Here is a 21089-nt window from a genome sequence, read left to right as displayed (position 1 = left end):
GACCTAAACTATTTTTGCGAGCCACGGGACCACTGGTGTTTGGCCACACACCTGCAGCCAGATACGGAAAAGCCCGCCGGAAAGGCGGGCTTTGAACATCTGTAAACGGTGAGGATGAGGCCGGAAATTAGCCTCAGAAGAACGCCTGAATGCCGGTCTGGGCGCGGCCGAGGATCAGCGCGTGAACATCATGCGTGCCCTCGTAGGTGTTGACCGTCTCCAGGTTCTGCGCGTGACGCATGACGTGGTATTCGATCTGAATGCCATTACCGCCGTGCATGTCGCGGGCCTGCCGTGCGATGTCGAGCGCCTTGCCGCAATTGTTGCGCTTGACGATGGAAATCATTTCCGGGGCGAACTGATGTTCGTCCATCAGGCGGCCGACGCGCAGCGAGGCGAACAGGCCGAGCGTGATCTCGGTTTGCATGTCGGCGAGCTTCTTCTGGTAGAGCTGCGTGCCGGCGAGCGGCTTGCCGAACTGCTTGCGGTCGAGACCGTACTGGCGCGCGCGGTGCCAGCAATCCTCTGCCGCCCCCAGGACGCCCCAGGAAATGCCGTAGCGGGCGCGGTTGAGGCAGCCGAAGGGACCCTTGAGGCCCGAAACACCCGGCAGCAATGCATCCTCGCCGACTTCGACGCCGTCGAGCACGATCTCGCCGGTAACCGAAGCGCGCAGCGACAGCTTCCCGCCGATCTTCGGTGCGGAAAGCCCCTTCATGCCTTTCTCGAGCACGAAGCCGCGGATCTCGCCACCATGCGCTTCCGACTTCGCCCAGACGACGAAGACGTCGGCGATCGGCGCGTTGGAGATCCACATCTTCGAGCCGCGCAGGCGGTATCCGCCTTCGATCTTCTCGGCGCGGGTCTTCATGCCGCCTGGATCGGAACCGGCATCCGGTTCGGTCAGGCCGAAGCAACCGATCAGCTCGCCCGAGACGAGACCCGGCAGATACTTGTCCTTCTGCTCTTCCGAGCCATAGGCATAGATCGGATAGATGACCAGCGAGGACTGCACGCTCATCATCGAGCGGTAACCGGAATCGACGCGCTCGACTTCACGCGCCACGAGACCGTAGGAGACATAGCCCGCGCCGGCCGCGCCGTATTTTTCCGGCAGCGTTACGCCGAGCAGACCGGCCTGTCCCATCAGGCGGAAAAGTTCCGGCGCGACGGTTTCGCCAAGGTAGGCCTCGTTGACGCGAGGCTGGAGTTCGCTCTGGGCAAAGGCCTCGGCAGACGCCTGGATCATGCGCTCGTCTTCGGTAAGCGCCTCCGACATCAGGAATGGATCACTCCAGGAAAAGGGCCGCATTTCGCTCATCGGTCTGATATCCTCTGTAAACTGATGCATAAATTGACGAAACGGGAACGGAACGCAACACATGTTTACTCATGCGGCTATCAGGTCTATTCATAGCAGATGCTGACCCATCAACGCCGTTTCCTGCCGTCGACAAGCGCGCTCGCCGCCTTTGATTCCGTTGCCAAGCTCGGCAGCTTTTCCGCCGCCGCCAACGAACTCAACCTCACCCAGGGTGCGATCAGCCGCCAGATATCCCTTCTGGAAGATCAACTTGGCGTCAAGCTGTTCGAGCGCAACAATCGTGGTGTCGAGCTGACGTCCATCGGTCGTGACTATGCGAAGGGCATCGGCGACGCACTCGCAACGATCCGGACCCTGTCGCTGGAGGCCATGGCAAAGGCCGAAGACACCCATCTGCGCCTGGCGATCCTGCCGACCTTCGGCACCCGCTGGCTGATGCCGCGCATCCCGGATTTCCTCCAGAAGAACCCGTCCGTAATCATCGATTTTGCCACGCGCATCGGCCAGTTCGATTTCGAAAGCTCCGGTCTCGACGCCGCAATCCACATCGGCGAACCGAACTGGCCGGGCACGGACTGCCAGTTCCTGATGCAGGAAATGGTCGTGCCGGTCTGTAGTCCCGCCTTCCTGCGCGACCACCCCGTTTCTCGACCCGAGGACATGCTGTCCATGCCGCTCTTCGACATGGCCTCGCGGCCCCGCGCCTGGGAACACTGGTTCGCAAGTCTCGGCATACCCAACGGGCGCGGCGGCGGCATGCGCTTCGAACAGTTTTCCAACGTGGTCCAGGCCTGCCTTGCCGGCCTGGGCATCGCTCTTGTCCCGACATTCCTGATTGAACCGGAGCTTTCCGGCGGCCAACTCGTGCGCGCCTTCGATCATGAGGTGAAGAGCGCCAGCGCCTATTACCTGGTGCGCCCGCTGTCCAAGATGGCCTACCAGCCGGCCACCGCGTTCTCGACGTGGCTGCTCGGGCAGGTGCGCGATTTCAACGCGCAGTGCGAGCCGGCAGCCGGCTAACCAGTCAGATGCCGCCATGATGGCCTCCATGGCGAGCGGGTCGCTTGTCAAAGTCATCCGATGACTTTATGTTCGAATCATGAAACCAATTCAGAAGACCAGTCTCGCCGACACGATCACGGACGCGATCCGCGAGGAAATCACTGCCGGACGCTTTCCCGTCGGCGCCCGCCTTCCCAATGAAGCATCGCTGTCGGCGACGCTCGGCGTAAGCCGCGGCACCGTGCGCGAGGCGGTCCGGGTCCTGGCCTCCCGGGGTCTGCTGGAGGTTCGGCAGGGCTCCGGAACCTATGTTCGCTCGGCGACCGACAGCCTGAGCACACTCGACGGCACCCGCCGTGCCAGTCTCCGGGATCGCTTCGAGGCGCGCTGCGCCCTCGACGTGGAAGCCGCCCGCCTGGCGGCCCAGCGCGCCACGCCGGCGACCATTGCCAGGCTGAGAGCGCTTCTCGCCCAGCGCGGAAGCTCCGATGTCGGCGACCGAGACGGGTTCGTCGCGCGTGACCTCGCCTTTCATAAGGCTGTGATCGCCGCCTCCGGAAACCGTGCCATGGTCGAGCTCTTCGAGTTCTTCTCCGCCTCCATCGCCGACACCATCCGGGCGACCACCGGCGGGACGTTGCCCGAACCCGACCTCGCCTCCCATGCCGCGATCGTCGACGCGATCGAGACGGGCGATCCCGACAGGGCCGGCGATGCCGTGCGCCGGTTCATGGCTCCCGTGCTGGCCTTCCTCGATCGCGAGGCTGAAGCGTGAGACGCGATGACGAGCAGCGCATGCTTGATCTCGCGGACGAACTGCTGATCGACGCCGAAGATCTTCCAACACACTCGCTGCCCGCGCAGGCGCAGATGAGCCCGCTGGCACGGACGGTTCTGGGCGTCAGCCTGGTCCTGATCGCCTTCAACCTTCGCCCCCTCTTCTCGAGCGCATCCGCATTGCTTCCCGAAATACGCTCCGAGCTCGGCCTTTCCACGCTCGCCACGAGCCTCCTGACGACGGTTCCCGTCGTCTGCCTCGGTGTATTTTCGCCGCTCGCCCCGCGCCTAGCTGCCCGGATAGGCGCCGAGCGCGCGCTTCTTTGTGCCCTACTCCTGCTAGTGGTCGGCACGGCCCTGCGCGGCTTTCACTCCGTGCCTCTGCTGTTTCTCGGAACGGCACTGGCCGGCGCCTGCATAGCCATCGGCAACGTGCTCCTGCCCGGCCTCGTCAAACGCGATTTCCCGGACCGGGCCGCCCTGATGACGGGCTTCTACACCATGGCCCTTTGCGCAGGTGCGGCCGGCGCCGCAGGACTGACGCTGCCGATCGAGGCAGCCCTCGGCGGATCGCTCGGGGGCGCACTCGCCATCTGGGCCGTGCCCGCCGCTATCGTCGGATTGATCTGGCTGCCCCAGGCCCTCGGAAGTCGCGGCAAGCCTGGCAAGGCCAGCGTCAGTGTCATCGGTCTTTGGCGGGACCGCCTCGCATGGCAGGTCACACTTTTCATGGGACTTCAGTCGGCGCTCGCCTACTGTGTGTTCGGCTGGCTGGTGCCGATTCTGCGCGATCGTGGCATCGACGGCGTCACTGCCGGTGCCATCGTCTCTTTGTCGGTCATGATGCAGGCAGCCTCCTGCATCGTCTGTCCCCAGATCGCCGTTCGCGGCAAGGATCAGCGCGTGATCAACGTCGCCCTCCTCGTCATTGCCGTCGGCGCACTCCTCGGCATCCTCTTCGCACCGGTCTCCACGGTCTGGATCTGGGCGATCCTCCAGGGCATCGGCCAAGGCGGCCTGATCGCAGTTGCCATGACCGCGATCGTGCTTCGCTCACCCGATAGCCATGTGGCAGCACATCTCTCCGGCATGGCGCAATTCGTCGGCTACTCTCTTGCCGCGATCGGCCCGCTTCTGGTCGGCCTGATCAGGGACTGGACCGGAGGTTTCGCCGCGACCTCCGTGCTCTTCGTCGCGCTCGGCCTTGGCGCCGCATTGAATGGCTGGGGGGCAGGAAGAGCACAACACGTCGGTGCGAGAACCGTTCGAAGCGACGGTTGAACGACCTCTGTGTCGACGCTCACAACGCGACCTTCGGCACAATTGACAAGCGATTGTTATGGACGAAGAGTACCCTCCGCCAGAATTGCTTAAGCGTGGGGAGGGACATCATGTCCAGGCGCAGGTCCAGTGGTTTCACCGCATTCGTTTTCGGCCTGCTGGCCCTCGCGGCTCCCGTCGCCGCGGCCGATGGTCGTAGCGTCGTCACCACCCGCGACGGGGACTATTTCGGCTTCGATCTCAGAACCGAACAGAACGTCTCTCTCGCCCAGTGCGAGGCAAGCTGCGTCGCGGACCAGGAATGCAGGGCCTTCACCTACAATCCAAAGGTCAAGTGGTGCTTCCTGAAGTCCGATTTCAACCAGCTCAATACCTTCGTCGGCGCGATCGCCGGGCGCATCGTCACAGCTGGGTCGGAAGAGGACATCGGCGCGCCGTCCCGACCCGACTTCGTGTCCGACCAGCTGATGCAGGATGCCCGCCAGCAGAAGGCGGAGCTCGCGGTCGGCGACGACCAGCAGGGGATCGGTCATGCCGCACTCTTGCAGATGGGCCGCGACGCCCTTCTCGGCGGAAACTACGACGCGGCACTCTATGCCTTCAAGGCAGCGCTGGCGCTGACGCCGGACGATGCCGCGCTCTGGATCGACATCGCGCGTGCCGAAAACAACGTCACCGGCAACGAGACAGTGACCAGCCAGGGCGTGCTGGCCGCCCTCAACGGCTTCCTGCTGACCCGCTCCACCCAGGAGCGCGCAGATGCCCTGGCGGTGCTCGCCAAGGGGCTGGAAAATGCAGAGAACTACCGCGGCGCACTGAGCGCCTACAAGGCCAGCCTCGAACTCGTGACAGCCAAGACCGTCCAGGCCGCCTACAATGACTTGCGCTCCCGCAAGGGCTTCCGCGTCGTCGGCAACACGATCGACGCCGACAGCGTGACGCCGCGGGCCTGCGTCGAGTTCTCCGATCCGCTGGTTAAGCGTGGTGTCGACTATGCTCCCTTCGTCACGCTCGACGGACAGTCGCCGAAAGCGGTCGAAGCGAAGGACAACCAGATCTGCGTCGAGGGCCTTACCCATGGCGCGCGCTACAAGCTGGCCCTTCGCGCCGGTCTTCCATCTTCAGTGGAGGAAAACCTCCAGGCACAGGTCGATCTCGACATCTATGTGAAGGACCGCTCGCCGGCCGTTCGCTTCACCGGCGACAGCTTCGTCCTGCCGTCGACCGCGCGGCGCGGTATCCCGATCGTCTCGGTCAACACCGAAAGCGCCAAGCTCCAGCTCTATCGGATCGGTGACCGCAACGTGGCGCCTCTGCTCGCGTCGTCCGAATTCCTGAACCAACTCGACGGATATGGAACCGACCGCATCGAGAGCGAACGCGGCGAACTGATCTGGCAGGGCACGATCGACATCGCCAACGAGATCAACAAGGACGTCGTCACCAGCTTCCCGGTTGACGAAGCGCTGCCCAAGCGCCGTCCCGGCGTCTACGTCATGACCGCTTCGGTCGCCAACGCGACGGCCGAAAGCTGGGACACGCGCGCCACGCAATGGTTCGTCGTCTCCGATATCGGCCTTTCGACCTTCGCCGCCACCGACGGCCTGCACGTCTTTTCCCGCGCACTCTCGACCGCAGCGCCCATGGAAGGCGTCGACCTCCAGCTGATTGCCAAGAACAACGAAATCCTCGCGACGGCGAAGACCGACGCATCCGGCCATGCCCGCTTCGACGCAGGCCTGATGCGGGCCGGCGCCGCTCTTGCGCCGGCGGTGATCGTCGCGCGCAAGGGCGAAGACGACAATGTCTTCCTCGACATGACACGAGCCGGTTTCGACCTTTCGGACCGCGGTGTGACCGGTCGGCCGGCGCCCGGCGCAATCGACGTGCTCGCCTGGACCGAGCGCGGCATCTATCGTCCGGGCGAGACGGTGCATGCGGCGGCCCTTTCGCGCGACACCGAGGCCGATGCCGTCGAGCGGCTTCCCCTCACCTTCATCTTCGATCGGCCCGACGGGGTCGAGTTCCGCCGCATGGTGGTCAACAGCGAGACCCTGGGCGGCTACTCGGCCGACCTGCCGCTGCTTGGCGACGCGATGCGCGGAACCTGGACCGTCAGGATCCACACGGATCCGAAGAAGGAGCCGATCGCACAGGAGACCTTCCTGGTTGACGACTTCGTCCCCGACCGCCTCGAGTTCGATATCGCAAGCGAGACCAAGAGCGTCGAACCCGGCGTTCCCGTTCCGGTCACCGTGGACGGACGCTATCTTTATGGCGCTCCGGCGGCAGGCCTGATGCTGGAAGGCGAAATCAACATCCGCCCGACCCGCACCAATCCCGACTTCGAACGGTATGTCTTCGGCCTCGCCGACGAGGAACAGTCCGAAGACACGCGGATTCCGCTGGAGGCACTGGAGCCGCTCGACGAGACGGGGCACACGGCCTTCAACGTCGACGTGAGCGAACTGCCGTCCACCACGCAGATGCTCGAAGCGGAAATCGTTCTTCGCCTGACGGAAGGCGGCGGCCGCGCCGTCGAGCGCAAACTCGTCCTGCCGGTCCGCCCCGAAGGCGCAATGATCGGCGTGAAGCCGGAATTCACCGGCGACCTCGCCGAGAATTCGACCGGTCGCTTCCATGTCATCGCGGTCGGTGCGGACGGGCAGAAGCAGGCATTGCCCGGCGCCAAGTGGAAACTCGTCAGCATCGAACGGAACTACCAATGGTATCGTGACGGCTCCTCCTGGCGCTTCGAGCCGATCCTGACCACCAAGCAGGTGGCCGATGGCACAGTGGACATTTCCGCCGACGGCACGGAAGTCGCGGCCCCGGTCGGCTGGGGTCGTTACCGCCTCGAGGTGGAACAGCCTGGCGCCGCCGGGGCTGCCACCAGCGTCGAGTTCGACGCGGGCTGGTTCGTCGAGGCGAGCTCCACCGAGACACCGGACGCACTGGAGATCGGGCTCGACAAGGCAAACTACGCCGTCGGCGACACCGCGAAGCTGAAGGTATCTCCGCGCTTTGCCGGCGAACTTCTGCTGACCGTCGGAACCGACACCCTGATCGCCACCCAGACGGCGACGATCCCGGCCGGCGGAGGTGAGGTCGAGATCCCGATCACCGCCGACCTCGGCGCCGGTGCCTACGTGACCGCAACGCTCTTCCGTCCCGGCGAGGCGCAGGAAAGCCGGATGCCTATGCGTGCCATCGGCGTCACCTGGCTGAGCGTCGACCCCGGTGCGGACAAGCTCGCCATCAAGCTTACTCCGCCTGAAAAGAACCTGCCGCGCCAGGCATTGCAGATCCCTGTCGAGGTGGCCGGTGCCGGCATCGGCGAGGAAGCCTATGTCATGGTCGCCGCTGTGGACGTTGGCATTCTCAACCTGACCCGCTACGAGGCACCAGATCCGGAAACCTGGTATTTCGGCCAGCGCCGACTCGGCATCGAGATGCGCGATCTCTACGGTCGCCTGATCGACGGCTCGCTCGGAGCAACCGGCAAACTTCGCACCGGTGGCGACGGCGCCCAGATGCCTCTCCAGGGCAATCCGCCTAAGGAAAAACTTGTCGCCTTCTTCTCCGGTCCGGTGAAGCTGGACGCAGACGGCAAGGCGGTCGTCAGCTTCGACATTCCGCAATTCAACGGCACGGCCCGCGTCATGGCGGTCGCCTGGTCGAAGACGGGTGTCGGCCATGCCGAGACCGACGTCATCATCCGGGATCCGGTCGTGGTCACGGCGAGCCTTCCCCGGTTCCTCGCTCCGGCCGACACCAGTGAACTCCGCCTCGACGTCGTCGCAACCGACGCCCCGGCCGGCGAATACACGCTCGCCATCACCTCAAACGAACCGGTCGGCATTGAAGAAGCGGACCAGACGCGGAAGATCACGCTGGAGACCGGCAGCAAGACGACGATTACCCTGCCGCTCTCCGGCGTCACGCCCGGCCAGGGCACGATCGACATCGCCCTTTCCGGCGGCAACGGCATCGCGCTCGAACAAGAGCTCTATGTTCCGGTCCGTCCGGCATCCCTGCCGGTCACGGAACGCCGTGTCATCAACCTCGCGGCCGGACGCAGCCTGACCATCGACGGCGACCTGTTGGCGGACAGCCTCCTGCAGGATGCCTCCGTCAGCCTCAACGTCGCGCGCGCCGACGGCTTCGATGTGCCGGCGCTGCTGATGAGTCTCGACCGCTACCCCTATGGCTGCGCCGAGCAGACGACCAGTCGCGCCCTTCCGCTCGTCTATTTCGATGAGCTGCAGCCCGGTTCCGGCCTGCCGGCCGATGCCGAGATCCATAAGCGGGTGCAGGAAGCCGTCTACCGCGTACTCTCCTACCAGTCGTCGAGCGGCAGCTTCGGCCTGTGGGCTCCCGGCTACGAGGACCTCTGGCTCGACGCCTATGTCACCGACTTCCTGACCCGCGCCCGTGAACAGAAGTTCGACGTTCCGGACGAGGCGATGGTTCAGGCGCTGCAGAACCTGCAGAACCGCATCGGCTACGACACCAACATCAAGGACCGCGGCAACGAGATCGCTTATTCGCTCTATGTCCTGGCACGAAACCGCAAGGCTGCCGTCAGCGATCTGCGTTACTATGCCGACACCATGCTCGGCGATTTCCCGACGCCGCTTTCCAAGGCCCATCTCGCCGCGGCGCTGTCGCTTTACGGCGATGCCGAACGGTCGCGTGCTGTCTTCCTCGAAGCTGCCGGCATGTCCGAGGAAGCACGCCTGACCAAGGTCAGCCTCAACCGCTCGGACTACGGCTCCTCACTGCGCGACGGCGCTGCCGTCCTGGCACTCGCTGCCGAAAGCCGGCCCGTTCCGCCGATCGTGCCGACCCTTGCGAAGGTCGTCGCCGACGAATTGCGGGAGAAACGCTACCTCAGCACCCAGGAACAAACCTGGGCGCTCCTGGCTGCCCGCGCGCTCGACAAGGGCGACGACGGCATCAGCCTCGAGGTCAACGGTGCAAGCCACACCGGCGGATACCGTGCCAGCATCGCCGGCGATGCCCTGCTCGATCATCCGGTGGTCCTGACCAACAACGGCAGTGATCCAGTGACGGCGGCCGTCACCACGGTTGCCGCACCGAGCACGCCGCTGCCGGCCACCTCGGAAGGCTTCACCATCACCCGCACCTACTACACGCTGGACGGCGAAGAGGCCAATGTCAGCGAGGCGACCCAGAACGAGCGCTATGTCGTCGTGCTCGAAGTGACGGAGACCGACGACTGGCCGGCCGAAGTGCTGATCACCGATCTTCTGCCGGCCGGCTTCGAGATTGACAATCCGAGCCTCGTCGATAGTGCGCAACTCGCCAATTTCGACTGGATCGGCGAAACGGAGACGGCCCATCTCGAGTTCCGCAACGACCGCTTCGTGGCGGCGATCACCCGCGGCGCCGACGCCAATGATCCGATCACGCTCGCCTATGTCGTGCGTGCGGTGACCCCAGGTACCTACGATCACCCCGCGGCAAATGTCGAGGACATGTATCGTCCGCAGTTCTTCGCCCGCACGGCAACCGGGCGAGTGGAGGTCCTGGCAGCGCAACAATGAGGGCTGTTGTCAAAATCGGCATCGGCGCACTGGCCGCCCTCGCGGTGACCGGGGCAGCCGTTGCCGGCCTGCTTTGGGCAGACAGGGCCTTTCCGCCACCGCTCGAACGCGCATCGACAGTCTCGACGGAAGTGGTCGACAGGGACGGCAGGCTGCTGCGCGCCTTCGCGACGCCGGACGGATTGTGGCGCCTGAAGACATCGGCATCCGATGTCGATCCGGCCTTCCTGAAGATGCTGATCGCCTATGAGGACCGTCGCTTCGAAGAGCACCGGGGCGTCGATCTTCTCGCTCTCGGCCGCGCCGCCCTCCAACTCGCGGCCAATGGACGGATCGTGTCCGGCGGCTCGACCATCAGCATGCAGGTCGCCCGCCTGATCGAGCCCAGACGGGAGCGCTCGCTGGCCGCGAAACTGATCCAGATCGCCCGCGCCATCCAGATCGAACGCCGCCTTAGCAAGGCGGAAATCCTTGATCTCTATCTGACACTCGCGCCCTATGGCGGCAATCTCGAAGGTGTCCGGGCGGCGAGCCTCGCCTATTTCGGCAAGGAGCCGCGACGGCTTTCCGTTGCCGAGGCCGCCCTGCTGGTGGCTTTGCCGCAATTGCCGGAGCGGCGCAGGCCGGACCGCAATCCCGCGGTCGCAGATGCCGCCCGCCACCGTGTCCTTGAGCGCATGCAGACGGCCGGGATCGTCGATCCGGGAGAAATCGCCCGTGCAGAGACAAGTGCCGTGCCCACGGCACGCCAACGCCTGCCGGCCCTTGCCGCCCATCTCGCGGAGGCTGCGCGCAAGGCGGCCCCGGGCGCCAGCCGCCATCAAACCACGCTGCAGGCCGACATCCAGCAACGGTTGGAAACCGTCGCCCTGGAGGCAGCGGCAAAGCTCGATCCGAAAGTCTCCCTCGCCATGATGATGGCGGACTCCGCGACCGGTGAAATCGTCGCGGAGATCGGCGCCGCGGACTATTTCGATGCGGCGCGCTGGGGCTGGATCGACATGACGCGGCAAAGTCGTTCACCGGGCTCCACCTTGAAACCCTTCATCTACGGCCTCGCCTTCGAGGAAGGTCTGGTCGCGCAGGAAACGATCGTCGAAGACCGGCCGGCCGACTTTTTCGGCTATCGTCCGAAGAATTTCGACATGGGCTACCAGGGCGACGTCTCGATCCGCCAGGCACTGCAGCTCTCCCTCAACGTTCCCGCCGTTCGGTTGCTGGATTCGCTCGGTCCGGCGAGACTGATGACCCGCCTGCGCCGGGCGGAGGTGAAGCCCCGCCTGCCGACCGCCGAGGCTCCGGGCCTCGCCATCGCGCTCGGCGGTGTCGGCACGTCGCTGAAGGACCTCCTCCAGCTCTATGCCGGGCTCACCAACCGCGAAAACACGGTCCGCCTTGGCGACGGCGTTCGCGAAGTGCCCGCCGTGCTGGATGGCCCGCCGCTCTTCGAGCCGGTGGCCGCCTGGAACGTCGCGGACATCCTTTCCGGTGTCCTGCCGCCGCTCGGCAGCCAGCAGGCCGGCATCGCCTACAAGACCGGCACCAGCTACGGCTACCGGGATGCCTGGTCGGTCGGCTTCGACGGCCGATACGTGATCGGCGTGTGGATCGGCCGACCCGACAATGCCGCCATTCCCGGCATATCCGGCTACGCGACCGCGGCACCGGTGCTGTTCGAGGCCTTCGCCAAGTCGGGTCTTTCAGGCAATGCCCTGCCGCCGGCGCCGCACGGCGCAGCCCGCATCGCCCTTGCCGAACTGCCGGTGAGCCAGCGTCGGTTTTCCCTGCAGCCAAACGGCCTGCTCACAACCGGCGCGCGCGAAAAGCCGCCGCAGATCGTCTATCCGCCCGAAGGGGCGCAGGTGGAGCTTGGAACGGCTCACGACGGGACACCGCTTCCGCTGGTCCTCAAGATCCAGGCGGGCCGCGCACCCTTCCGCTGGCTCGCCGACGGCAAACCAATCGCCGATCCGACACGCCGAAGAACGAGTGACTGGCTGCCCGACGGGTCCGGCTACTCCACCCTGACCGTCATCGACGCCGTCGGCAGGGCGGCCAGCGTCGGCATTTTTGTCCGCACTCCCTGATCCGATGTCACGCTTCGCCCGTAGGCGCTTGTATGAAAAGCGTCGCCAACCGAGGTGGAGAGCATCGATGACAAAACTGACGAGGATGAAATTACTTGCAGCGATCGTCATGGGACTGACCAGCCCGCAGACCCTTCATGCCAATCAGCAGCAATACAGCGCCAGTGAGATCGAGAACACGATCATCGGGCGCCGCATCTATCTCGCGGTGCCGTTCGGCGGAGAGTTCCCGCTCAACTACCGCCGCGACGGGCGGGTCGACGGAACCGGCGAGGCGCTTGGCCTGGGACGTTTCGCCAAGCCTTCCGACACCGGGAAATGGTGGATCGACGGAAACCGGCTCTGCCAGAAGTTCACCAGTTGGTACAAAGGGGAACCGATGTGCTTCGTTCTGGAACGCGTCGGAGCGAACACGCTCAAGTGGACCCGGAACAACGGCCAGACCGGCACGGCGAGGATCGGCCAGAGCCTCTGACCGGTTCGTATCTCACGATGGTCGCTTGATCGTCGGACCGGCGCTCCGCTACACCTTGCGGCAGCGAAAACCGGAGACATGCGATGCACCAGCCGAAAACCCGCCCGACCGGCGCGAGCGCCAGCCTCGGCCGCACCGGCTTCCCGCACGTGGTCACTCCGACCGGCGGAACGCTCGACATCGTGACCGGCGCATCCCAACCCGGCTTCAATCCCCTTGACCTGCTCTACGCATCTCTCGCCGCCTGCATGGCGATGAGCGCACGCATCGCCGCGAGCCGGATTGGCGTTCTGGAACACATCCGGGACATCCGCGCCGACGTCACCGGCGAGAAGGCAACCGAAGGCCCTTCGCGTATCGCGAACTTCCAAGTCGTCTTCACCATAGATGCCGATCTTGATGCCGAGACGAAGCAGGCGATCGCCCATGCCGCCGAGGAAATCTGCACAATCAGCAATACTCTGAACGGAAATCCGCCAATTCTCCTGCAACTCACGAATTAGGCGTGCAATGCGGCTGCGTGGGGCTGGAAAACACAGACGCCAACACTACATGCGCGTTACGCGGGGGCGGATGAAGCCAAGGTCTTGACGCAAGGCCGGTCTTTGGTGAAAACAAGCGTGCTCCGTGGCTGCGACACTTTTTTTGTCGCGGCGGATGAACTTAGGTGCCGGGCCCCTCTGGCGAGAGTTTACGGCGCTCTCGTGATGTCGGTACCGCCAGCAAGATGAGCCGGCGGATTCAGAAAATGCAAAAATTGAACACGCTCCTACCCCGTGCGTTGTGGGCGACGCGCGGCGTATCCTCACATCTTTCCTCTGACGTATCACTCGTTTTGAAGGAGGTGCGCCGATGAAAGCGTCCCCCTCCTCAACCAGCACCCTTGGTTACTTCAAGTGGGCCTTCATCGTTACGATCGTCGGCCTCCTGCTCGGCGCCTGGCTCGGTTGGCAGACCACCGGCACGCTTGGCGGCATGGCGACCGTCTTCTTCATCTGCGCCGTGCTCGCAGTTCTCGAAATCTCGCTGTCCTTCGACAACGCCATCGTCAACGCCAACAAGCTGAAGGACATGACACCGGTCTGGCAGCATCGCTTCCTGACCTGGGGCATCGTCATCGCCGTCTTCGGCATGCGTATCGTCTTCCCGCTCCTGATCGTCGTGATCGCCGCCGGCATCGGCCCGATCGAGGCCATGTTCCTCGCCGCACGCGAACCCGCGGAATATGCCCGGATCATGAATGACGCACACCTGCCGATCGCGGCATTCGGTGGCACCTTCCTGATGATGGTCGGCCTCACCTACTTTTTCGATCACGAGAAGGACGTGCACTGGATCAGCATCATCGAAAAGCACATGGCGCGCTCCGCCTCGATCAAGGGCATCGAAATCGCCTTCGTGCTGCTGCTGATCCTGCTGTTCGCGGAACTGCTGGAAGGTCCCGATGCCACCACCTTCGTCTACTCGGCTATCTACGGTCTCCTGACCTTCCTCGCCGTTGAAGTGCTGGGCGGCCTGCTAGACCAGTCGCAGAAGACGATGTCCGAAGCCGCCAAGGGAGGCCTCGGCGCCTTCATCTACCTAGAAGTGCTCGATGCGAGCTTCTCCTTCGACGGCGTCATCGGCGCATTCGCACTGAGCCAGAACCTGTTCGTCATCGCGATCGGCCTCGGCATCGGCGCCATGTACGTCCGCTCGATGACCATCATGCTGGTCGAGAAGGGCACGCTCGCCGAATATCGCTACCTCGAGCATGGCGCCTTCTACGCGATCCTGATCCTTTCGGTAATCATGTACTGCCAGACGCTCGTGCATATCCCGGAAGTGATCACCGGTCTCGGTGGCGCAGGTCTGATCGGCATCTCGCTGTGGTCCTCCATCCGCTACAATCGCAGGGAGCGCGCCGAAGAACTGCGCCGCGACCGCGAAACGGTGGCGGAAAGCATCTAACCTCGAACACCTGACCAACGAGGAGCCGGCGGGCATGATCCGCCGGCTCTTTCCTTCCGGAAATTAGAACGGCCATTCACTCAGGCCCGGCATCGGCCTTTGTCGCGCCGGGTTCCGGCAAAGATCCGGTTCCCGGTGTCTTCATCGGATCCGTGAGTTCCTTTCTGGCGTGTGGGCCTGCGGCCGGCATATCCTTCTCTCGCCTTTCACGCTCCAGCTTCGTCCTGTCGATCTTCGATGCGGCTGCCATCATCGTCTCCTTGGTTGCTCAGGAAGGAAATGATGTCATGCCTCGACCGGTTCCACGATCAGACAGAGAGAGCCAGCAGCGGCCCGAGAGCGAACCGGGTCTTTTCGTCGAGAGGCACCGGCCGCCTTGTTTCCCGGTCAACCTGTACATGGACGAAATGCCCTTCCGCTGCAGCCGTTCGCTCTTCGTTGCGGAACAAGCCGACCTCGTAACGGATAGATGAGGTGCCGAGCTTCGCGACCCGGATGCCGGCATGCACGATGTCGGGAAAAGCCATCTCGGCGAAATAGCGACAAGCGGTCTCCACGACCAGGAAGACATGGCTTCCCTTGTGCGGATCAAGCAGTCCCTTGTCGATCAGGAAGCCGTTCACGGCAGTGTCGAACAATTCGTAATGCACGACGTTGTTCATGTGACCGTAGAGGTCATTGTCGGCCCAACGTGTGGTCAGGATCCGGTAGAGCGGATAGGTGTCCCGGTCCGCTGGTGAGGATCTTGTCATCGACTTTCCGGGTCCCGAACTGCGGCTCTGCACGCGTCTCTCCTCTGCCTTTTGGCGGATATCGTAGTGCACGCGGGAGCGCCTGGCCACAGCCGTCGATCCATGGTGGCCTTGTTACGTCGCACACAGAACCTACATCGAAACCGGTGACGCGGGAGCTCCTCGCAGTGCCGAAAATCGAAGGATAAGACCGTGACCGAAGCCCGATCTCCGAAGCTGCCCGGAACAGCATCCCAGCAACTGGCGGCGCTTGCCGAGGCAGCAGCGGTATCCGGAACCATCTCGCTCGGGCAGCTGCTGACGGCCATGGGACGGACCAGCATCGCCTTCGCCATCCTCATTCTCTCTCTCCCGGCCCTGACCCCGATACCCGGCCCCTTCGGCATGTTCTTCGGCAGCTGCCTGGCAATCGTTTCGCTGCAGATCATCGTCGGAAATCAGTCGGTCTGGTTACCGGGTTTCCTGGCTCGCCGCACGCTGTCTGCAACGACCGTGGATCTCGTCGTCCGACACACCGCACCGGTGATCCAGCGCGTAGAGGCCCTTTTGCGCCGCGATCGGCTGCGTCCGTTGACCGGTAGGACCGCCCAGTCGCTGATCGGCATTCCGGTCTTCCTTCTGGCGGTGGCCATCGCCCTGCCGATCCCCTTCGGCAACGTCCTGCCGGTTGCTGCACTCATCGTCATAGCCATGGGACTGATGGAACGCGACGGATTGGCCACATTGGCCGGCATCGTTCTCGCGGCGGTCGCGCTCGGTACGTCGGGCGGCCTCGTCTACGGAACGGCATCGGCACTTGGCTGGGCAATCGGCTGATCACCCTTGAACGCTGGATCTTCTGTCACCCGAAGGCATTGGCCGGATAGGGTTTCGTCACCACCGGCAAGTGCCGCGCGCCTTCGGCCAGCAGGAACTTCTCGAACGCCTGCATCGCAGGGTTGGTGGCGCGATCCGCTCGCGACACGCTGAACCACTGCCTCCGGATCGGCGTATCCACCACGTCGAGGATCACGAGGCGCCCGAGCTTGATCTCCTGCTCGATGGTGTGAGCGGACAGGAAGGCGATGCCGAGACCGGCGATGACCGCCTGCTTGATCGTCTCGTTCGACCCCATTTCCGTGCCGAGTTCCTCCAGCCGCCGTGGGACCTCGCTGAGGAAGATCTCGAGCGAGATGCGCGTGCCCGATCCCCGCTCCCGAACGAGAAACTGTTCCTCCGCGACACGCTCGCGAGAAATGTCGAGCACGCCCGCAAGCGAATGATCGGCAGGCGCGATGAAGACCAGCGGGTGATCGCCGAAAACCTGCGAACGCACGTCGAAGTCGCGTGGCGGCCGCCCCATCAAGGCTATGTCGATCTCGTGATCGCGAAGCTTCTGGATGATCTCGGCGCGATTACCGACGAAGAGATTGATCTCGACCAGAGGCACCTGCCGGCGGAAGGCGGCAATCAACTGAGGGGCAAAATACTTGCCCGTCGATACCGCACCGAGCCTGAGGCGACCGGTCCTGAGCCCCTTCATCGCACTGATCGCGTCCTCGAGCGTCGCGAGATTGTCCTCGATCGACCGGGCGGCTTCGAGAAAGGCGAGGCCAAAACCGGTCGGCACCATGCCTTCCCGCGTTCGGTCGAAGAGCGGCACCCCGGCATCCTGCTCTAGCTGCTGGATCTGGAGCGTCAGCGCCGGCCCGGTCAGCCCCAAGGCCTCGGCTGCAAGATTGATCTTGCCCAATCGGCACACGGCCTGGACGGTCCGCAACTGGCGAAGAGTGACGTTACGCATATTAGAAACTAAGTATTTCTAATCCAGTCAGTCAACATAATAAATTTTACAAATCTACAGCCAGCGCCAATCCTGCCCTCGACAGTTGTTGGGAGGAGACATCATGTCAGGCGCAACTCTCGAAGCATATCTCGTCTCATGCATGACAGCGCATGACGACACCGCGCGCGACGTCGCGACGGTCATCCAGCGGCTGGCTGCAGCCGCTCTCGACATCCGCAAGCTGGTTGCACAGGGTGCGCTCGGCGAAGCCTTCCACGGGCTGCGAGGCGGCGCAAACGCAGACGGCGACCTGCAGAAAGAGCTGGACGTCATCTGCGACGACCTCTTTCTGTCGTCTCTGAGCGGCGCACCGGTTGCCTTCTACGCATCGGAGGAACTGGAGCATCCGGTGGCGCTCGACCCGGAGGCACGCATCGCGGTCGCGATAGACCCGCTCGACGGCTCGTCCAACATCGATACCAACGTTTCAATCGGAACCGTCTTTTCGATCCTGCCGGTCGTCAAGGGACCGGGCGCCGATGCGATGTCGACGTTCCTCCAGCCGGGCAACACCCAGCTCGCCGCCGGCTTCTTCATCTATGGCCCGCAGACCGCACTGGTCCTGACGGTCGGCCGCGGCACGGAGATCTTCATCTTCTCGAACCGGATGGGCTGCTTCGTCCAGGGGTACAAGACCGTGGGCATTCCCGAGCGCGCCCACGAGTTCGCGATCAACGCGTCAAACTACCGCCATTGGGAGGAGGCGATCCGGCTCTATGTCGACGACTGCCTTGCTGGCTCGGAAGGGCCGCGCGAGCGCGACTTCAACATGCGCTGGATCGCGTCCCTGGTCGCCGACACCTATCGGATCCTCGTCCGCGGCGGCATCTTCCTCTACCCCGCGGACACCCGCAAAGGCTATGCCCAGGGCCGTCTCCGGCTGGTCTACGAGGCCAATCCCATCGCCCTGATCGTCGAGAATGCCGGTGGAGCCGCGACCAACGCCGTCTCCCGCATTCTCGATATCGAACCGGAAAACCTGCACCAGCGCGTGCCACTTGTGTTCGGTTCCCGCCGCGAGGTCGCACGCGTGGCCCGCTACCACGTCGACCCCGCCATGATCGGCGAACGCGCACCGTTGTTCGGCAAGCGCGGCCTGTTCCGCGCCTGAGGAAAACACCATGTCAGCACGATACCCGATTATTTCGATCACCGGCTCGTCCGGCGCCGGTACCACGACGGTGAAGGACACCTTCGAAAAGATCTTCAAGCGCGAAAACATCTCCGCATCCTTCATCGAGGGCGACGCCTTTCACCGCTACGACCGCGAAACGATGAAGAAGAAGGTGGCGGAAGAGAAGGCGAAGGGAGTCGATTTCACCCATTTCGCCGCAGAGGCCAACGAACTCGAGATTCTCGAGAACGTCTTCTCCGAATACGGACGCCGCGGGGTCGGCCGCACCCGCCACTACATTCACGACGAGGCGGAAGCCGCCCGTTACGGCACGCCCCCCGGCACCTTCACGGAATGGGAAGAGTTCAAGGGCAGCGATCTCCTGTTCTACGAAGGCCTGCACGGCTGCGCGGTGACGGAGGACGTCAACCTCGCCCAGCATTGCGATCTCAAGATCGGCGTCGTTCCGGTCATCAACCTCGAATGGATCCAGAAGATCCATCGCGACAAGGCGACCCGCGGCTATTCCACCGAGGCGGTCACGGACACCATTCTCCGACGCATGCCCGACTACGTGCACTACATCTGCCCGCAGTTCTCGCTGACCGACATCAACTTTCAGCGGGTGCCGATCGTCGACACCTCCAACCCCTTCATCGCCCGCTGGATTCCGACGCCGGCTGAATCGATCCTGGTCATCCGCTTCGCCAATCCGCGCGGCATCGATTTCCCCTATCTGCTGTCGATGCTGCAGAACAGCTTCATGTCGCGCGCCAATTCGATCGTCGTCCCCGGCGACAAGCTCGACCTCGCCATGCAGCTCATTTTCACGCCGCTCATCCACAAGCTGCTCGAACGCAAAAACCGCATGTCGTGAGGAGGACACCATGAACATATCGCAGAAGATCGAAACCACTGCCGCGGTGTCCGAGCAGGACATGGCCAATGCCATCCGCTTTCTGGCAATGGACGCCGTCCAGAAGGCCAATTCCGGCCATCCCGGCATGCCGATGGGCATGGCGGATGCGGTGACAGTGCTGTTCAACCGTTTCATCAAGATCGACCCGTCCAAGCCGGACTGGCCAGACCGAGATCGATTCGTGCTGTCCGCCGGTCACGGGTCGATGCTGCTCTACGCCATCCACCACCTGATCGGATATTCCGACATGCCGATGAGCGAACTCGCCGCCTTCCGGCAGATGGGCTCGAAGACCGCCGGTCACCCCGAATACGGCCATGCGCTGGGCATCGAGACGACCACCGGGCCGCTCGGCCAGGGGATTGCCACCGCCGTCGGCATGGCTATTGCCGAACAGATGATGGCCGCCCGCTTCGGCGGCGCGCTTGCCAATCACTTCACCTATGTCGTGGCCGGCGACGGCTGCCTGCAGGAAGGGATCAGTCACGAGGCGATCGACCTTGCCGGGCACCTGAAGCTGCGCAAGCTGATCGTGATGTGGGACGACAACCGCATTTCGATCGATGGCGACACCGATCTCTCGACGTCGATGAACCAGATCGCCCGATTTCGAGCCGCCGGATGGGACGCCCAGGCCGTTGACGGCCACGATCCGCAGGCCGTTGCCAAAGCGATCGCCCGCGCCCGCAAGAGCCGGAAGCCATCGCTGATCGCGTGCCGCACCAGGATCGGCAAGGGTGCCGCCAGCATGGAAGGCTCGCACAAGACCCATGGAGCCGCACTCGGCGACAAGGAGATTGCCGCAACTCGCGAGAAACTCGGCTGGAGCTATCCGGCATTCTTCATTCCGTCTGACATCAAGGCCGCCTGGGAAGATATCGCGGTTCGGGGAAGAGCGGCCCGCAAGGCCTGGGAAATCCGTCGCGAGACCTCCCGGTCGAGAAAGCGCTACGAGCAGGTCGTCGGTCGTGAGATCGGCCCGGAGCTTGCTCGCCGGCTGGCAAAGTTCCGCGCCGAACACCGCGGCAAGGCGACCAAGGTCGCCACCCGCCAGGCCTCGCAGATGACCCTCGAAGTCATCAACGACGTAACGCCCCTGACCATCGGGGGCTCGGCGGACCTGACAGGCTCCAACCTGACCATGACGGCCCAGACCAAGCCGATTGCGCCGGGCGATTTCAAGGGCCGTTACCTGCACTACGGCATCCGCGAACACGGCATGGGCGCGGCGATGAACGGCATCGCCCTGCATGGCGGCTTCATTCCCTACGGCGGCACCTTTCTCGTGTTCTCCGACTATGCCCGGGGTGCAATCCGCCTCTCGGCCTTGATGGGCCTGCCTGTCGTCTATGTGTTGACCCATGATTCCATCGGTCTCGGCGAAGACGGACCGACGCATCAGCCGGTCGAACATCTCGCCATGCTGCGCGCAACGCCGAACCTCAACGTCTTCCGGCCCGCCGACATCATCGAGACGGCCGAATGCTGGGAGCTCGCATTAACGGAGGCTTCGACGCCCAGCGCGCTGGCACTTTCCCGCCAGGCCCTGCCGATGCTGCGTCAGGGGGAAAGCCAAGACAATCTCTCTGCCCGCGGTGCCTATGTGCTCCGCGAGACGAAGGGGCCTCGGGACGTAACGCTGCTCGCCACCGGATCGGAGGTCGAGATCGCGGTTGCCGCCGCCGACCGACTCCGTGCCGATCGGGGCATCGAAGCCGCCGTCGTCTCCATGCCCTGCTGGGAGAAGTTCGAAGCCCAGGACGAGGCCTACAGGAACCGGACGCTCGGAAACGCCCCGCGCATCGCGATCGAGGCGGCCGGCCGGCTCGGCTGGGATCGGTGGATGGGGCCACGCGGCAGCTTCATCGGCATGCAGGGTTTCGGCGCCTCGGCCCCGGCCGGCGACCTCTACCGCCATTTCGGTATCACCGCAGACCATGTCGTGGCCGAGGCACAGCGGTTGTGCGGCAATTCCAAGGGCGGGCGGCGCCAATGACCCTGATCCACCCCGTT

Annotated in this window: 15 protein-coding genes; 12 read left to right on the top strand and 3 right to left on the bottom strand. The window is 64.0% G+C overall.

The genetic code is table 11. From position 1 onward, the window contains the following. Positions 1-133 precede the first annotated feature (133 nt). Positions 134-1312 carry an acyl-CoA dehydrogenase gene (locus tag ACX93L_RS21355; protein WP_390624525.1) on the bottom strand — a complete coding sequence of 393 codons (1179 nt, stop codon included), beginning with the start codon at positions 1310-1312 and terminating at the stop codon, positions 134-136. 108 nt (positions 1313-1420) lie between these two features. On the opposite strand from ACX93L_RS21355, the gene ACX93L_RS21350 reads away from it, so the two are divergent. The 8 genes from ACX93L_RS21350 to ACX93L_RS21315 all read left to right on the top strand — a co-directional run bounded on the left by ACX93L_RS21350 (position 1421) and on the right by ACX93L_RS21315 (position 14466). Then, positions 1421-2344 (top strand): LysR family transcriptional regulator, encoded by a 924-nt coding sequence (locus ACX93L_RS21350; RefSeq protein ID WP_459406723.1) that lies wholly within the window; start codon positions 1421-1423, stop codon positions 2342-2344. A gap of 79 nt (positions 2345-2423) precedes the next feature. Further along, positions 2424-3101, top strand: a complete 678-nt coding sequence (locus tag ACX93L_RS21345; RefSeq protein ID WP_459406722.1) for a FadR/GntR family transcriptional regulator — start codon at positions 2424-2426, stop codon at positions 3099-3101. Between the two features lie 20 nt (positions 3102-3121). Further along, entirely contained in the window at positions 3122-4384 is a 1263-nt protein-coding gene (locus ACX93L_RS21340) for a CynX/NimT family MFS transporter (RefSeq protein WP_459406721.1), read from the top strand. Positions 4385-4494: 110 nt separating this feature from the next. After that, on the top strand, positions 4495-9954 hold the full coding sequence (locus ACX93L_RS21335) for an alpha-2-macroglobulin family protein (RefSeq protein WP_459406720.1): 5460 nt from the start codon (positions 4495-4497) through the stop codon (positions 9952-9954). After that, entirely contained in the window at positions 9951-12041 is a 2091-nt protein-coding gene (gene pbpC, locus ACX93L_RS21330; RefSeq protein WP_459406719.1) for a penicillin-binding protein 1C, read from the top strand. Before ACX93L_RS21335 ends, pbpC begins: the two co-directional genes overlap by 4 nt. A gap of 67 nt (positions 12042-12108) precedes the next feature. Then, entirely contained in the window at positions 12109-12516 is a 408-nt protein-coding gene (locus ACX93L_RS21325; protein WP_459406718.1) for a hypothetical protein, read from the top strand. 83 nt (positions 12517-12599) lie between these two features. Continuing rightward, complete coding sequence (locus tag ACX93L_RS21320; RefSeq protein WP_459406717.1) at positions 12600-13019, top strand: OsmC family protein; 420 nt, start codon at positions 12600-12602, stop codon at positions 13017-13019. A 349-nt stretch (positions 13020-13368) separates the two neighbouring features. After that, positions 13369-14466, top strand: coding sequence for a DUF475 domain-containing protein (locus ACX93L_RS21315; protein WP_459406716.1), 1098 nt, complete (start codon positions 13369-13371; stop codon positions 14464-14466). A 308-nt stretch (positions 14467-14774) separates the two neighbouring features. Here the strand turns inward: ACX93L_RS21315 and ACX93L_RS21310 are convergent, their stop codons facing one another. Continuing rightward, positions 14775-15218 (bottom strand): acyl-CoA thioesterase, encoded by a 444-nt coding sequence (locus ACX93L_RS21310; protein WP_459406715.1) that lies wholly within the window; start codon positions 15216-15218, stop codon positions 14775-14777. A gap of 192 nt (positions 15219-15410) precedes the next feature. Here ACX93L_RS21310 and ACX93L_RS21305 point away from each other — a divergent pair, with 192 nt between their 5' ends. Next, positions 15411-16034, top strand: coding sequence for an exopolysaccharide biosynthesis protein (locus ACX93L_RS21305; RefSeq protein ID WP_459406714.1), 624 nt, complete (start codon positions 15411-15413; stop codon positions 16032-16034). A 25-nt stretch (positions 16035-16059) separates the two neighbouring features. Here the strand turns inward: ACX93L_RS21305 and ACX93L_RS21300 are convergent, their stop codons facing one another. Beyond that, the gene (locus ACX93L_RS21300; RefSeq protein ID WP_459406713.1) at positions 16060-17001 is read right to left on the bottom strand and encodes a LysR substrate-binding domain-containing protein; all 942 of its coding nucleotides are present in this window, start codon (positions 16999-17001) and stop codon (positions 16060-16062) included. A 103-nt stretch (positions 17002-17104) separates the two neighbouring features. On the opposite strand from ACX93L_RS21300, the gene ACX93L_RS21295 reads away from it, so the two are divergent. Genes ACX93L_RS21295 through tkt form a run of 3 tightly spaced genes read left to right on the top strand, consistent with a single transcriptional unit; the run spans position 17105 to position 21072 of the window. Next, positions 17105-18154 (top strand): class 1 fructose-bisphosphatase, encoded by a 1050-nt coding sequence (locus ACX93L_RS21295; RefSeq protein ID WP_459406712.1) that lies wholly within the window; start codon positions 17105-17107, stop codon positions 18152-18154. A gap of 10 nt (positions 18155-18164) precedes the next feature. Next, on the top strand, positions 18165-19034 hold the full coding sequence (locus ACX93L_RS21290; RefSeq protein WP_459406711.1) for a phosphoribulokinase: 870 nt from the start codon (positions 18165-18167) through the stop codon (positions 19032-19034). A 10-nt stretch (positions 19035-19044) separates the two neighbouring features. Further along, a complete protein-coding gene (gene tkt, locus ACX93L_RS21285) occupies positions 19045-21072 on the top strand; it encodes a transketolase (protein WP_459406710.1) in 2028 nt (675 codons plus the stop codon). The last annotated feature ends 17 nt before the right edge of the window (positions 21073-21089 follow it).

It is taken from the genome of Rhizobium sp. CAU 1783 (assembly GCF_054551725.1).
The sequence above is the reverse complement of the archived record's forward strand: the minus strand, read 5'-3'. Positions and strand labels throughout refer to the sequence as shown.

Coding starts and splice junctions, on each gene's coding strand:
- ACX93L_RS21350 (WP_459406723.1), top strand. CDS start 1,421: ATGCTGACCCATCAACGCCGTTTCCTGCCGTCGACAAGCGCGCTCGCC.
- ACX93L_RS21325 (WP_459406718.1), top strand. CDS start 12,109: ATGACAAAACTGACGAGGATGAAATTACTTGCAGCGATCGTCATGGGA.
- tkt (WP_459406710.1), top strand. CDS start 19,045: ATGAACATATCGCAGAAGATCGAAACCACTGCCGCGGTGTCCGAGCAG.
- ACX93L_RS21295 (WP_459406712.1), top strand. CDS start 17,105: ATGTCAGGCGCAACTCTCGAAGCATATCTCGTCTCATGCATGACAGCG.
- ACX93L_RS21340 (WP_459406721.1), top strand. CDS start 3,122: ATGCTTGATCTCGCGGACGAACTGCTGATCGACGCCGAAGATCTTCCA.
- ACX93L_RS21355 (WP_390624525.1), bottom strand. CDS start 1,312: ATGCGGCCCTTTTCCTGGAGTGATCCATTCCTGATGTCGGAGGCGCTT.
- ACX93L_RS21315 (WP_459406716.1), top strand. CDS start 13,369: ATGAAAGCGTCCCCCTCCTCAACCAGCACCCTTGGTTACTTCAAGTGG.
- pbpC (WP_459406719.1), top strand. CDS start 9,951: ATGAGGGCTGTTGTCAAAATCGGCATCGGCGCACTGGCCGCCCTCGCG.
- ACX93L_RS21310 (WP_459406715.1), bottom strand. CDS start 15,218: ATGACAAGATCCTCACCAGCGGACCGGGACACCTATCCGCTCTACCGG.
- ACX93L_RS21345 (WP_459406722.1), top strand. CDS start 2,424: ATGAAACCAATTCAGAAGACCAGTCTCGCCGACACGATCACGGACGCG.
- ACX93L_RS21335 (WP_459406720.1), top strand. CDS start 4,495: ATGTCCAGGCGCAGGTCCAGTGGTTTCACCGCATTCGTTTTCGGCCTG.
- ACX93L_RS21320 (WP_459406717.1), top strand. CDS start 12,600: ATGCACCAGCCGAAAACCCGCCCGACCGGCGCGAGCGCCAGCCTCGGC.
- ACX93L_RS21300 (WP_459406713.1), bottom strand. CDS start 17,001: ATGCGTAACGTCACTCTTCGCCAGTTGCGGACCGTCCAGGCCGTGTGC.
- ACX93L_RS21290 (WP_459406711.1), top strand. CDS start 18,165: ATGTCAGCACGATACCCGATTATTTCGATCACCGGCTCGTCCGGCGCC.